The 14112-nt window shown below is 71.8% G+C and carries 14 protein-coding genes; 13 read left to right on the top strand and 1 reads right to left on the bottom strand.

The features are described from left to right. Positions 1-45: 45 nt before the first annotated feature. Complete coding sequence (locus ACWGJ5_RS45930; RefSeq protein WP_453315541.1) at positions 46-420, bottom strand: nuclear transport factor 2 family protein; 375 nt, start codon at positions 418-420, stop codon at positions 46-48. Between the two features lie 246 nt (positions 421-666). Here ACWGJ5_RS45930 and ACWGJ5_RS45925 point away from each other — a divergent pair, with 246 nt between their 5' ends. The 13 genes from ACWGJ5_RS45925 to ACWGJ5_RS45865 all read left to right on the top strand — a co-directional run bounded on the left by ACWGJ5_RS45925 (position 667) and on the right by ACWGJ5_RS45865 (position 14055). Further along, complete coding sequence (locus ACWGJ5_RS45925) at positions 667-1869, top strand: cytochrome P450 (protein ID WP_453315540.1); 1203 nt, start codon at positions 667-669, stop codon at positions 1867-1869. A gap of 112 nt (positions 1870-1981) precedes the next feature. Beyond that, positions 1982-3001, top strand: coding sequence for a ketoacyl-ACP synthase III family protein (locus tag ACWGJ5_RS45920; RefSeq protein ID WP_453315539.1), 1020 nt, complete (start codon positions 1982-1984; stop codon positions 2999-3001). Positions 3002-3044: 43 nt separating this feature from the next. Further along, the gene (locus tag ACWGJ5_RS45915; RefSeq protein WP_453315538.1) at positions 3045-4679 is read left to right on the top strand and encodes an aldehyde dehydrogenase family protein; all 1635 of its coding nucleotides are present in this window, start codon (positions 3045-3047) and stop codon (positions 4677-4679) included. A 26-nt stretch (positions 4680-4705) separates the two neighbouring features. After that, complete coding sequence (locus tag ACWGJ5_RS45910) at positions 4706-5845, top strand: acyl-CoA dehydrogenase (protein ID WP_453315537.1); 1140 nt, start codon at positions 4706-4708, stop codon at positions 5843-5845. 73 nt (positions 5846-5918) lie between these two features. Then, positions 5919-7208 (top strand): aspartate aminotransferase family protein, encoded by a 1290-nt coding sequence (locus ACWGJ5_RS45905; protein WP_453315536.1) that lies wholly within the window; start codon positions 5919-5921, stop codon positions 7206-7208. Positions 7209-7213: 5 nt separating this feature from the next. After that, complete coding sequence (locus ACWGJ5_RS45900; RefSeq protein WP_453315535.1) at positions 7214-7711, top strand: type II toxin-antitoxin system RatA family toxin; 498 nt, start codon at positions 7214-7216, stop codon at positions 7709-7711. Between the two features lie 11 nt (positions 7712-7722). Beyond that, the gene (locus ACWGJ5_RS45895) at positions 7723-8235 is read left to right on the top strand and encodes a hypothetical protein (protein WP_453315534.1); all 513 of its coding nucleotides are present in this window, start codon (positions 7723-7725) and stop codon (positions 8233-8235) included. Further along, positions 8232-8843 carry a flavin reductase family protein gene (locus ACWGJ5_RS45890; protein WP_453315533.1) on the top strand — a complete coding sequence of 204 codons (612 nt, stop codon included), beginning with the start codon at positions 8232-8234 and terminating at the stop codon, positions 8841-8843. Before ACWGJ5_RS45895 ends, ACWGJ5_RS45890 begins: the two co-directional genes overlap by 4 nt. Before the next feature lie 68 nt (positions 8844-8911). Further along, entirely contained in the window at positions 8912-9892 is a 981-nt protein-coding gene (locus ACWGJ5_RS45885; RefSeq protein ID WP_453315532.1) for a VlmB-like protein, read from the top strand. Continuing rightward, positions 9892-10947, top strand: a complete 1056-nt coding sequence (locus tag ACWGJ5_RS45880) for a beta-ketoacyl-ACP synthase III (RefSeq protein ID WP_453315531.1) — start codon at positions 9892-9894, stop codon at positions 10945-10947. The genes ACWGJ5_RS45885 and ACWGJ5_RS45880 overlap by 1 nt, the downstream gene beginning before the upstream one ends. A 37-nt stretch (positions 10948-10984) precedes the next feature. Next, a complete protein-coding gene (locus ACWGJ5_RS45875; RefSeq protein ID WP_453315530.1) occupies positions 10985-11218 on the top strand; it encodes an acyl carrier protein in 234 nt (77 codons plus the stop codon). Continuing rightward, complete coding sequence (locus tag ACWGJ5_RS45870) at positions 11218-12438, top strand: beta-ketoacyl-[acyl-carrier-protein] synthase family protein (protein WP_453315529.1); 1221 nt, start codon at positions 11218-11220, stop codon at positions 12436-12438. The genes ACWGJ5_RS45875 and ACWGJ5_RS45870 overlap by 1 nt, the downstream gene beginning before the upstream one ends. 81 nt (positions 12439-12519) lie before the next feature. Beyond that, positions 12520-14055: an APC family permease gene (locus tag ACWGJ5_RS45865; protein WP_453315528.1), complete on the top strand. Its 1536-nt coding sequence runs from the start codon at positions 12520-12522 to the stop codon at positions 14053-14055. The last annotated feature ends 57 nt before the right edge of the window (positions 14056-14112 follow it).

The raw sequence follows: 14112 nt of genomic DNA, 5'->3' as shown, positions 1-14112 counted from the left end.
GCACCCGATCGGGTGCCGGCCGCCTTCGCGTGCCGCTGAGCGCGGTCAGGAACCGGGCATCAGCTCCATGAACTGGTAGTCGTGGGTGATCTTCCCGTCCTCGCCGAGCAGCAGGAACTCGTGGCCGATGGACACCGGCTCGTCGCTGCCGTCCGCGGTCATGTGCCAGGTGAACTTCACGCCCTGGTGGTGCGCGGCGACCTCACTGGCGAGGCGGAAGCTGAAGCCCTTGCTGAGGAAGTCGTCGTACGCCGTGGTGACGGCCGCCACGATGGCCGAGACCCCGCGGTGCTCGTTCGCGCCGGTGACGTACACCCCGTCCGCGGCCCACAGCTCGACGGCCAGATCGTGCCGCTGCCCGGCGTCCCGTTCGTTCCAGACCGCCGAATAACGCTCCATGAGTTTGTCGATGTCAGCCATGGTGCTGCCCTCCCTGCGACGCGTCCCGGCCATTTCCGTCCCGGGACTGCTTTCCGGCAGCCATCTTCCCGCCCGCTGCATTCCCCGTCGATTACGTCCCAGGTAATGACGCATCCCATGAGGCGGAAGCCGGTCGCGGCGGCACGGGTCAGCGGCGTATCAGCGCAGGATCAGCCCGTCCGGGCAGCATGGCTCCGAGGCCGGTAATGAGCGGTCCTCCCGTCGATATCGATCCGGGGGAATTCCATGTCGGACACCGACGAAGAAATACTCGACTTTCCGATGTCGCGTACCTGCCCGATGGCCCCGCCGCCGGCCTACACCGAACTCCGCGGCGGGCCGCCCCGCAAGGTGCGGCTGCCCGACGGCACCCTCGCCTGGATCCTCACCCGGTACGCCGACGTGCGCGCGGCGATGGGCGATGCCCGGATGAGCATGGACGAGGCGAACCCGGACATGCCGCACCGGCTGCTCGTACCGAGGATCCCCCGGCTCTTCTCCTTCATCCGCATGGACGAGCCCGAGCACGGGCGGCTGCGGCGCATGGTCACCTCCGAGTTCACCGCCCGCAGTGTCAAGGACATGCGCCCGCGCATCCGGGAGATCGTCGACCAGCTGATCGACGACCTGGAGCGGCTGCCCAAGCCGGTCGACCTGGTCACGGAGTTCGCCATCCCGCTGCCCTGCCTGGTCATCGCCCGGATCTTCGGCGTGCCGGACGAGGACATCAGCCTGCTGAAGGAGCAGACGACCATCGGCCTGTCCCAGGACGTCACCCCCGAGCAGGCGATCGCCGCGCAGATCGGCATGTCCGAGTACCTCGACGGACTGGCCACCCGCAAGGCCGCCGAGGGCGGCGGCGACGACCTGATCGGCCGTCTGTGCAGCGAGTACCTGGCCACCGGCAAGCTCACGCACGAGGACCTGGTCGGCATGGTCCGGCTGGTGCTCGTGGCCGGCCACGAGACCAGCGCCAACCAGCTCGGCCTGAGCATCCTGTCGCTGCTCCGGCACCCCGACCAGCTGGCCGAGATCAAGGCCGACCCCTCGCTGATCCGCTCGGCCGTCGAGGAGATGCTGCGCTTCTGGGCGATCTCCCAGGACAACATCGTCCGGGTCGCCGCCGACGACATGGAGCTCGGCGGGGTGCACATCGCCAAGGGGGACGGGGTGGTCCTCGCCATTCCGGCCGCCAACCACGACGAGGACGTCTTCCCCGACGCCGCCCGCTTCGACATCCACCGGACGGAGGCGCACCAGCACCTCACCTTCGGCCACGGCGCCCACTACTGCCTGGGCGCGACGCTGGCCGTCGCCGAGCTGGAAATGGCGCTGACCACCCTGTTCGAGCGGCTGCCCGGACTGCGCCTGGCGGTGCCCGAGGAGGAGCTGTCCTTCCGTGACACCTCGCTCGTCTACGGCCTGAACAAGCTGCCCGTCACCTGGTAGTCGCCCGGCCCCCCGGCTCCCGGCGACGGCGCCCACGGACTCACGACCGGCGCCCACGGACCACGGCCACGGACCACGGACCACGGACCTACGGACTTAAGGAACGACAACCATGCGTCTGACCCAGGACATCTTCATCGCGAGCACCGGCACGTACCTGCCGGCGGCGACACCGGTGGCCGAGGCCGTCGCCGAGGGGCTGGTGGACGAGGCGCACAGCGACCTCGGATACGAGTCGATCACCCTCTCCGAGTCGGTCGCCCCGCCGGACATGGCGGTCGAGGCCGGCCGCCAGGCCGTCGCCCGGTCCGGCATCGCGGCCGACCGGTTCGACCTGCTGACGCACGGCAGCGTCTGGTTCCAGGGCCTCGACATGTGGGCGACGGCGAGCTACGTCGCGGGCAACTGCGTCGGCCGGCACACCTTCGCCGTCGACATCCAGCAGCGCAGCAACTGCGCCATGGCAGGGCTCCAGTTCGCCGTGTCCCACCTGGCCGCCGGCGTCGGCAGGCACGCCCTGGTCACCACCGCCGACCGCTTCGCGGCCCCGGCCATGGACCGCTGGAACGAGCAGGCCAACCTGATCTACGGCGACGGCGCCGGCGCGCTGGCGGTCTCCACCGAGGGCGGCCTGGCCAGGATCGTGTCCCTGGTGTCCCTGGGCGACAGCTCCCTGGAGCCGGCCGGCCGCGGCGCCGAGGAGTTCCGTACCGCGCCCGGCATGGAACTGCCGATCAGGATCATGCGGCGCCTGGAGGCGTTCGCGACCACGCCCGGCGCCGTCGGCGCCTGGGAGCGGTACGAGGCGACGCTGTCCCGGGCCGTGGACACCGCCCTGGAGGAGGCCGGAGTCGGCCGGGAGGACATCTCCCGTGCGGTCCTGCCGTTCATCCACCGCGGTGGCGGGCGCCCCGAGAACTACGACGCGCTCGGCTTCTCCGAGAAGCAGTCGCTGTGGGAGGTCGGCCGGGTCACCGGACACATGGGCGGCGCCGACCAGTTCGTGGGCCTGGACCACCTGCTGCGCACCGGGGCCGTCGCCCAGGGCGACCACGTGCTCCTCGTCGGTGTCGGCGTGGGACACAGCTTCACGATCGCCGTGCTGCAGATCCTCGACACCCCTTCGTGGTGACCGCCCGTCACCGCCACGACCACGCTTCGAGGAGATCACGACAGTGGTAGACGCCACGCCGGGCAGCCCCCGGGTCAGGACCACCCCCCTGCTCAGCTACAGCTCGTACATCGGTGACAAGGATGTCGACGGCAACGGCTGGGTGTACACGGTCAGTTCCCGCTCCCTGCTGGAGGACGTCTTCACCAGCCTCAAGCTGAAGCGGGCGCTGGAGAAGGACCCCGACCCCGCATCGCCCGCCGCTCAGCACCCCTATGTGGTGGGGCGCTGCGCGGTGGTCGCCGACGCGGACATCGACAGCGCGACCGACGCCGCCGCCGCGGCCTTCCCGGAGTGGGCGGCCGTACCGCCGGCGGACCGGCTGGAACTGGGCCGGCTGGTCCGCGAACGCCTGCTGGACCACTGGGACGTGCTGCTGGACCTGCTCGCCGCCGAGGCACACCCCCGCAAGCTCGCCCGCTGGGAACTCACCGGCCTGCTCACGCTGTTCGGCGACACCAACCGCGCGTTCTACGAGCAGCAGATGCACCAGGAGTTCGAGGACGCGGGCCGGCGGCTCATCGTCCGCCGGCAGCCCGACGGGGTGGTGTGCGTCAACCCGCCGCAGAACGCGCCGGCGGCGATGGCCGCGCTCTCCGTCCTGGTGCTGATGGCCGGCAACACCGTGGTGGTCCGGGCGCCGCGCAGTATCGCCCTGAGCACGATGTACATCCTGCGGGAGCTGGTCGCCCCGGCGCTGGCCGAACTCGGCGCGCCCGCCGGGACGCTGAACCTGATCTGCGGCAAACCCCGGCAGATCATCGACCGCTGGCTGGCGCACCCCCAGGTGAACGACATCTTCTACTTCGGCGACAGCGAGCAGGGCATGCGCTTCGAGCAGGAGTGCGTGGCACACGGCAAGAAGCCGGTGCTCGAACTGGCCGGCAACGACACCGTTCTGGTCTGGAAGGACGCCGACCTCGACCGGGCCGCGGAGGCGATCACCGAGGCGTTCTACGGGTCGGGACAGATCTGCATGGTGCCCAACTGCGTGGTCGCCCACCCCGCCGTCGCCGACGCCCTGCTGGACCGGGTGGCCCGGCTGGCCGCCGACATCACCCCCGGCCTGCCCGAGGACGAGGACGTGCTGCTGTCGCCGGTGCGCCGCAGCGAGCGCTTCTTCTCCCTGCTGCGCGAGGCCACCGAGGCCGGAGCCCGGATCGTCTGCGGCGGCCGGCGGATCGAACTGGACGGCACCCCCTCCGAGGCGGGGGTGTTCCTGGAACCCACGGTGGTCCGGGTGGACGGCCCCGGCGATCCGCGCCGGCTCGACGTCGTACGGCTGGAGACGTTCTTCCCGCTCATCCCGGTGGTGGTGCCGGAGCCGGCCGCCGACGACATCCTCCTCGACCGAATGATCGACTTCGTCAATTCCAACGCGTACGGCCTGCGCAACTCGCTGTGGAGCAGCGGCCCCGACGTCATCGACCACGTCGTGCGCCGCGTACGCAACGGCGGCCTGCTGAAGATCAACGACTCCCACATCGGCACTGTCCCGTACCTCCCCACGCATGGCGGTACCGGCCTGACCAGCGGCGTCTTCGGTGAGGCCAACTATCCGATGCTCAAGACCTCGCGCCTGCAGGGCGTGAGCGTGGCGCACGACGTGTCACCGCGCGCCGCCGTCTTCGAGTTCTGACATCCCAACGGAAGCGAGACATTCCCATGCGTTCCCTCGACACGGCCGTCGCCGCCTGCGAGAAGCACCACCCCGGACTGATCGGCGCGCTCGCCGGGATCCCGTTCGCCGAGCGGGAGCGGCCCGGCAGCAAGGTGATCGACCTGTTCCGGGCGCACGACGGTGCCGCGCTGCTGGTGCCCGCCGCGCTCGGCGGCCGGGAGGCCGACCCGCTCCAGGCCGTACGGGTGATGCGCGCCATCGGCGCCCACTCGCCGTCGCTCGGCGCCGCCGCGACCATGCACCACTTCACCGTCGCCACACTTCTCGCGCTGGACCCCGAGCTGTCCCGCCTCACCGGCCACCAGGCCGAGCTGATGCGCCGGGTGGCCCCCGACCGGCTGCTGATGGCCTCCGGCTGGGCCGAGGGCCGTACCGAGCAGAACATCCTCAACCCCGCCATGACCGCGACCCCGGCCGAGGGCGGCTTCCTCGTCAACGGATCCAAGAAGCCGTGCAGCCTGTCGCACTCGATGGACCTGCTGACCCTCGGCGTGACGCTGCCCGGCGAGGGCGGTGTCCCCGAGCTGGCCATGGCCGTGCTGCCCGCCGACCGGCCCGGCATCTCCCGGCACCCCTTCTGGTCCAGCGACATCATGGCCGGCGCGGAGAGCGACGAAGTTCGGCTGGAGAACGTCTTCGTCGAGGAGGAGCTGTTCGTCCGCGCCACCGCCGACGACCCGGCCCGCTTCGACGACCTGCAGACCGCCGGGTTCATCTGGTTCGAGCTGCTGATCACCGCCGCCTACACCGGTGCCGCCAGCGCGCTGACCGCTCGGGTCCTGGAGCGCGGCCGCGGTTCGGTCACCGACCGCTCCACGCTCGCCCTGCGCACCGAGGCCGCGATCGAGCTGACCGAGGGCATGGCCCGCACCATCCGGGACGGCGAGATCAGCGAATCCACCGTGGCCGGCACGCTGGTCACCCGCTTCTCGGTGCAGGAACTGCTCGTCGGGGCCGCCGCGCTGGCCGTCGAACTGCTCGGCGGGATGGAGTTCATCGGCTCCGCCGAGACCGCGTACCTGGCCTCCGCCGTGCGCCCGCTCGCCTTCCACCCGCCGTCCCGCACCAGCACCGCCGAGGCGCTGGTGGACTTCCTGTCCGGCGGGCCGCTGGTCCTGGCGTGACCGCCGGACCCCGGCGCACGCACCCCGGACGGCACCCATGGCATCCATGGCATCCACGACAGGGAACGACGTCATGACCGCGCACACACCGAGCACCGCACCCCCGCCCGACGGCCTGGACGAGATCCTCGACCTGTACCGCCGGCATCTGAGCAAGGGCCGTGCCACCGTCGCCGACCTGTTCGGCGGGCACATGGAGGTCTCCTCCGACGGCCCGTGGGTCCACACCGACGACGGCGAGCGGCTGCTGAACTGCGGCGGCTACGGCGTCCTCATCATGGGCGCCCGGCACCCGCGGGTCCTCGCGGCCGTGCAGGAGCAGCTGGCCGTCAACCCGACCGCCACCCGCATCCTGCTGGAACCGTCCATCGCCCGCGCCGCCGAGGCACTGACCGCGGTGGCCCCCGCCGGACTCGACCGGGTGCACTTCTCCCTGTCGGGCACCGAGGCGGTGGAGACGGGACTCAAGCTTGCCCGCGCGAACGGCCGGCGCCGCCTGGTGTCGATGGCACAGGGCTACCACGGCAAGACGCTCGGCGCCCTGTCGGCCACGGCGAAGGACGTCTACCAGCGGCCCTTCCGGCCCCTGCTGCCGGATGTCACGCACATCCCCTTCGGGGACCTCGAAGCGCTGGAGAAGGAACTGTCCGCGCACCCCGGTGAGGTGTGCGTCATCGTCGAACCGGTGCAGGGCGAGGGTGGCGTCATCCTGCCGCCGCCCGGCTATCTGCCCGGCGTCGAACGCCTGGTGCGCCAGTACGAGGGCTTCCTCATCCTGGACGAGATCCAGACCGGCCTGGGACGGCTCGGCGCCTGGTGGGGGGCGGACCTGTACGGCGTCACGCCGCACGTCCTGCTCACCGGCAAGGCGCTGGGCGGCGGAGTGGTGCCGGTCTCGGCCGCCCTCGCCGACGCCCGCACCTTCAAGCCCTTCGACAAGGACCCGTTCATCCACACCGGGACGTTCTCCGGCGCCCCGCTGCTGATGGCCGGGGTCCAGGGAGCGATCGCCGCCATCCAGGAGGACGGACTGGTCAAGCGGGCCGAGGCGCTCGGCGAGCGGCTGCTGCCGGACATCGAGCGCATCGTCCGGGAGAACTGCCAGGACCTCGTGGTGGACGTGCGGGGCCAGGGCCTGCTCATCGGAATGGAGTTCGCCGACGCCGGACTGGCCGGCGAGCTGCTGCTGGAACTGTTCAACCACGGCGTCGTCGCCAACCACTCCATGACCGGCAGCGCGGTGGTGCGCTTCACCCCGCCCGCGCTGCTCGGCGACGCCGAGGTCGACCACCTGCTCGACTCCCTCGACCGCGCGACCCGCGATCTCGTCGATCGCCGCGCCCGGATGCCGGAAGGCGGCTGATCACCATGCGACGCGTCGAACTGAACGCCGAGATCGACGGGGTGGAGCCCGCGGGCGTCCTTCCGGAACTCGTACGGTTCGAGAAGTACCCCGAGCTGACCCGGCACGTGAAGTCCACCGAGGTCCACCAGAGCCTGCCGCACGGGACCGGCCGCTCCAGCTGGGAGCTGAACTTCCGCAGCGGGCTGCTGTGCTGGACCGAGCGGGAGACGTTTCTGCTGTCCGACGGACGCATCGAGTTCGAACAGGTCGAGGGCGACTTCGACACCATGTCGGGCGCCTGGCAGCTCACCGCCCGCCCGGGCGGCGGCTGCGCCGTGCACTTCCGGGCCGACTTCGACTTCGGCATCGCGAGCATGGAGAGCATCCTCGACCCGATCGCCGAGCGAGTGATCAAGGAAACCATCGCGCGCGCCGTCACCGGCCTGTTCGGCGGCGCGCGGATCCTCGGCGACGACGACCTCACCGCCTCCGGGCTCGGCGTCGGCTCCGGGACCAGGTGAAGGAGGCAACGATGGACCACGCCAACCAATTCGAGACACCGACGACCTACCGTCTGCACCGCGCCGAGTACGTGGTCGGCTTCCTGGTGTCGACCGGTCTGCTCATCGCCCACGCGGGCGACGTGAACTGGGTCCACGCCGCCGTCCTGTTCCTCTACATCGACGTCCTCGGGTACATCCCCGGTGCGATCGCCTACCGGCGCAGCCCGGACCACCGCATCCACCGCGGCTACTACATGGCCTACAACACCATGCACAGCCTGGTCACCCAGAGCATCGTGGTCGGGCTGTGGATCTGGCTCGCGGGGCCCGAATGGGCGCTGCTGGCGATCCCCTTCCACCTGTTCGGCGACCGCGGGATCTTCGGCAACTTCCTCAAGCCGTTCGGGCTGCCCTTCGAGCCGGAGCCCAACCCCGAGTTCCGCCGGCTGATCGCGAAGCTGAGGCCCGTGACCTCGGACGGCGTTCCGGCCGGACCAGCCTCACCCGAGCAACGCGTGCCTCGTGATCCGAGCCACGCGTGAGCGGCAGCGGACAGGTGACCACCACCGCCCCACCGCTGCCGGCACCAGCCGCGGACGGCGGCGCAGCGGCACCCCGCCGCGCCGCCCTCCGCCGGCTGGCCACCGGAGTGAGCGTACTGACCGCGGCACACGGGGGAGCCGTGCACGGCACCACGGTCAGCGCCGTCAGCGCGGTCTCCCGCGATCCGCTCCTGATCAGCGTCTGCCTCAGGACCGGCTCCGCCTTCACCCGGCTCGCCACCACCGCGGGCTGCTTCACCGCCAACCTGCTGACCAATCGTCAGGCACTGGTGGCCGACTGGTTCGCCAACCCCGAACGACCCGCCGGCGAGGCCCAGTTCGCGCTGCTGGACTGGCGGAGCGACCAGCTGACCGGCGCCCCGGCGCTGGACCGCACGCTCGCCACGCTGTCCTGCCGGGTCACCGCCCGCCATCCGGTCGGTGACCACGACCTGCTGATCGCCGAGGTGGTGGACGGCCGGGCCGGCTGCGGCAGTCCGCTGCTCAACCTCGACGGGCGGCTGTTCGCCGCGGAGACCCGCGAACTGCGCGAGCGTCGCAGCGACCGGCACGACCCGGCCGGTACGAGCACCACCGCCCTGGAGTGAACAGCCGCCCGCCCCGCCCCGCCCCGGCCCGCCCCGAGCTGCCCGCCAGCGAAAGGAAAGAAGCCCTCATGACCACACAGACGCCCGCGGACATCCCTGAGGAGACCGCCTGGGACACCGCTCCCGGGCTGCTCGACGGGGCCAAGGAGCTCACCCTCACCCCGGAAGGCTGCAACGTCGCCTACTGGCTGCGCGGCGTGGCCCAGGGCACGCTGGCCGGCCGGGTGGAGACCGGTCACAGCGCCGAGGCCGCGACACCGGCGTACATGCGCGAGCCCGGGCCGCTGCGCGAGGCCCTGATCCACGAGCTGGGCCTGCGTGCGGTCTCCGAGGAGCGCGCCACCCGCATCCTCGGCCACTACGTGACCAACGCGTCCGGCATCCCGGAGATGGAGTTCTTCGCCACCCAGCTCCTCGACGAGGCCCGGCACGCCCGCGTCTTCCGCCAGCACTTGGTCGAACTCGGCGTGCCGCAGGAGGAGTTGCTGACGTACGTCGCCGACCTGGCCGCCGACTACCGTGCCCGGGTGCTGGACCCGCTGGAGCGGTGGGCGGTGCCGATCGTCAGCGATCCCGAGGACTTCATCGGCGCGGTGGCCATCTTCACGATCGTCGTCGAGGGCGTGCTCGCGCCCGCCGCCGAACTCAGCGAGCGCAAGTGGGACCTGCTGGACCCGGCGGCCGGGGAGATCGCGCACGGCGCGGCCATCGACGAGATCCGGCACCTGACCGTCGGCAGCACCATCATCCGCGACGCGCTCGTCGAGAACCCCGGCTACCGGCCGCGCCTGGAACAGATCATCCAGGAGGGGCTGCAGCTGTGGAACGAGGTGCCCGACAGGGAGTTCGTGATGCCCCGCGAGCACCTCTTCCAGAAGGGCATGCAGGACCACACCGACCTGCTCAAGGACTACGAGGTCTGGCCCGGCCGCCGGCTGCTCGACACCGAGCCGGAGGAGCGTTACGCCATGGCCGAGCAGTGGACCGACGAGATGGCCGAGGTCCGCATGGCCTACATGGGCCTCGGCGGCGCCCAGCAGGAGCGGTGATGGCCCGGCAGCCCGCAGCCGCCGCCCCCGCCGCGGTGCTCACCGGCATCGGTGCCTGCCTGCCGCCCCGGGCCGTCGGCAACGACGAGATCGCCCGGGGGCTGGACACCTCCGACGCCTGGATCAGGGCGCGCATCGGGATACGCGAGCGCCGTCATGTCGATCCGCCCGTGTCCACCGGCGACCTCGCCGTACAGGCCGGGCGGCTGGCGCTCAAGGCCGACGGCGACGGCCGGGTGGACGCGGTCGTGCTGACCTCGACCACACCCGACTGGAACTTCTGCCCCGCCACGGCGCCCGCCGTCGCCGCCCGGCTCGGCCTCGGCGGCGTCGGCGCCTTCGACGTCACCGCCGCCTGCTCCGGGTTCCTCTACAGCCTGTCCCTGGCGTCCGGGCTGATCGCGGCCCGCGGCGCCCGCCGCGTCCTGGTGATCGGCGCGGAGACCCTGAGCCTGATCCGCGACCCGCTGGACCGCAACACCGCGGCCATCCTCGGCGACGGCGCCGGCGCCGTCGTCCTGCGGGCCGGGGAGCCCACGGAGCCGGGCGCCGTCGGCCCGTGTGTCCTGGGCAGCGACGGCGACCTGGCCGAGCTGCTCCAGGTGCCGGCCGGCGGTTCCCGGCAACGGTCGGCGGGGACCGAGCCGGACCGCGCGGACCACTATCTGCAGATGCGCGGCAAGGAGACCTACCGGCACGCGGTGCAGCGCATGCGGCAGGCGTCGCTCGACGCGCTGGAACTCGCCGGGTGGGACCTCGCCGACGTCGACCGGCTCGCCGCCCACCAGGCCAACGCCAGGATCTGCGACTCGGTCGCCGAGAAGCTCGGCATCGAGCCCGAACGCAGGCTCACCAACATCGACCGGGTCGGCAACACCGGCGCCGCGTCGATCCCCCTGCTGCTCGCGGAGTCCGCGCTGTCCGGGGAGCTGACGCCGGGCCACCGGGCCCTGCTGGTGGCGTTCGGCTCCGGACTCACCTGGGCCGCGACCACCCTCGTCTGGCCCGACGTGACCGCGCTGACGGAGACCGCCGCACAGGACGACCCGCGCTGAGACCCCAAGGACCGAACCGAACAAGGAGAACCGAACGATGTACGAGCAATTCAAGGAAGTCCTGGTCGTTTCCTTCCAGGTACCCGAGGACAAGATCACGCCCGACGCCAGCCTGGAGGACCTGGAGTTCGACTCGCTGGAACTCGTCGAGCTCTCCCTGGCACTGCAGGAGAAGTTCGGTGCCGAGGTCTCCGAGGAGGACCTCATCGAGCTGCGCTCGGTCGGCCCGATCGTCGAGGCTCTGAGCGCCCGGTCCACCAGGGCGGCGTGATGGCGGACCGCGACATAGCGGTGACCGGGCTCGGCATGGTCACCCCGGCGGGCGTCGGCGTGGCCGCGTCGTGGGACCGGGTCCGCGCGGGCCGGCCCACCGCCGCGCCGGACCCGGTGCTCCGCGACAACCTGGTCCGGATCTCCTGCCGGGTACCGGACTTCGACCCGGTGGCCCTGCTCGGCGGCCGGGCGGCGCGCCGCCTCGACCCGTTCGTGCAGTTCGCGATCGTCGCCGTACGCGAGGCACTCGCCGACGCCGGCCTGGACCCCGGCACCTGGGACGGCTCCCGGGTGGGTGTCGTGCTCGGCTGCGGCGGCTACGGCGCCACCACGCTGGAAGCACAGGCGCGCGTGCTGCTGGAGGCGTCCGCCAAGAAGGTCTCCCCGCAGCTGCTGCCGATGCACCTGTCGAACCTGGCGGCCGGCCGGGTCTCGATCGAGCTGGGCACCACCGGCCCCAGCCTCGTGGTGTCCACCGCCTGCGCGTCGGGCACCACGGCCATCGGGGTGGCCCGGGACCTGCTGAACCTGCACCGCTGCGACATCGTCGTGGCGGGCGGCACCGAGGCCATGGTCACCCCGCTGGTGATCGCCGCGTTCGCGCAGATGGGCGCCCTGTCCGCCCGGCACGACGACCCGGCCGGGGCATCCCGGCCGTTCGACGCCGCCCGGGACGGATTCGTCGCGGGGGAGGGGTCGGCGATCCTCGTCATGGAACGGGCGGCCGACGCCCGCGCCCGCGGGGCACGGGTACGCGCGCGCCTGGTCGGCTTCGGCATGTCCGCCGATGCCCACCACGTCACCGCGCCCGCCCCCGACGGCCGGGGCCTGGAGCAGTCGCTGCGCGAGGCACTGTCCGACGCCGGGGCCGGCCCGAGCGACATCGGGCACGTCAACGCCCACGGCACCTCGACCCAGTTGAACGACCTGGTGGAGTCGGAGGTGATCGAGCGGGTGCTGGGCCCGGACACCCTGGTCACCTCGACCAAGGGCGTCACCGGCCACATGCTCGGCGCGGCGGGCGCGGCCGAGGCCGCCCTGACCGTCCTGGCGCTCGAACACGGCACGGTGCCGCCCACCGCCAACCTCGACGACCTGGACCCGCGGGTCAAGCTCGACGTCCCCACGACGGCACGTCCGCTCGCCCCCGCACTCGCCGTGAGCCAGTCGGCGGCGTTCGGCGGGCAGAACGCCGCCCTCGTCCTGGCCCCCGCCTGACCGCGCCCTCACCGCGCCGGCTGTCCCCCAGCACCGGCAGTATCCCCGTCCCCTCACCAAGCTGGACTCGCCATGTCGGACATGCCTGCAACCACAACAGGGAACGGGCCGGCCCACGGCCTGCGTCCCACGCTCAGCACCCGGAAGATCGTCATCATGGTCGTGGCCGCGGCGGCACCGCTCGCGGCCCTGGTCGGCACGGTGCCGCTCGCCTTCGCCATCGGCAACGGGCCCGGCGTGCCGGCGATGTTCCTGTTCGCCGGCGTCACCCTGCTGTGCTTCTCGGTCGGTTACGCCGCCATGAGCCGCAGGATCGTCAACGCCGGCGGTTTCTACACCTACGTCTCCAGCGGGCTGGGCCGCCCGCCGGCCGTCGGCGCCGGACTGGTGGCGGTGCTGTCGTACAACACCGCCACCGTCGGAATGGTCGGCACCTTCGCCTACTTCACCCGGATCGTCGGCGACCAGGCGGGTGTGCACCTGCCCTGGGAGTGGTGGGCGGCGCTGAGCGTCGTCGCGATGGGCGTGCTCGGCTACCGCCAGATCGACTTCAGCGCCCGGGTCCTGCAGGTCCTGCTGGTCGGTGAGATCGGCATCCTGATGCTGCTGGACATCGCCGTGATCGTCCGGCACGGCGGCGGCGCGCTGCCCGCCACGTCGTTCGCGCCGCACACCGTCCTCGGGGCGGGCGCCGGCGTCACCGCGATGTTCGCGTTCGCCTCGTACATCGGCTTCGAGTCCGCGGCGCTGTACGGGGAGGAGTCCCGCAACCCCAGGCGCAGCGTCCCGATGGCGACGTACATCTCCGTCCTGACCATCACCGTCTTCTACGCCTTCACCAGCTGGATCGCCGTCGGCGCGATCGGCCCGTCCCACCTGCGCAGGACGGCGAAGCACGACCTGGGCAACCTCTTCTTCAACCTGAGCGACGACTACCTCGACAAGTCCGTCACCTCGGTGATGGCGATCCTGCTGTGCACCAGCCTCTTCGCGGGCGTCCTGGCCCTGCACAACGCGGCCAACCGCTACATGTACGTCCTGGGCCGCGAACGGGTGCTGCCCGGCTTCCTGGACGCGATCCACCCCAAACGCAACGCGCCGCACCGGGCCAGCCTGGTGCAGACCACGCTGACGGTCGTGCTGGTGACGGTGTTCGCCCTCGCCGGACTCGACCCGTACACCAACCTGGCGACCAGCATGCTGGGCGTCGGCACGCTGGGCATCGTCGTGCTGCAGGCGGCGGCCGCCCTGTCCGTCGTCGGCTTCTTCCGCGGCCGGCCCGAGCGCCACTGGTGGCGCACCGTGCTGGCCCCGCTGATCAGCTTCGCCGGACTCACCTTCTCCGTGGTGCTGCTGGTGGCGAACTTCTCCGTGCTGACCGGCACCGACAGCCCCGTCGTGCACGCGCTGCCGTGGCTGCTGGTCGCGGCGACCGCCGGCGGCGTGCTCTACGGCCTGTGGATCCGCTCCGCCCGCCCCGACCGGTACGCGGCCCTGGCCAGGACCCAGGTCCGAAAGACCGAGGAGCCGGTCCAGCCCGCCCCGCCGGCCCTCACCGTCGTACCGACCGCACCGGCGGCGGAGGAGGAGCCCGCGGCGCGCACCGGGAACCCGTGACACCGGGCGAACCGGCCGCGCACGACGATGCCCCCTGATCCTCAGGGGGCATCGTCG

It is taken from the genome of Streptomyces sp. NPDC054783 (assembly GCF_053611725.1).
The sequence above is the reverse complement of the archived record's forward strand: the minus strand, read 5'-3'. Positions and strand labels throughout refer to the sequence as shown.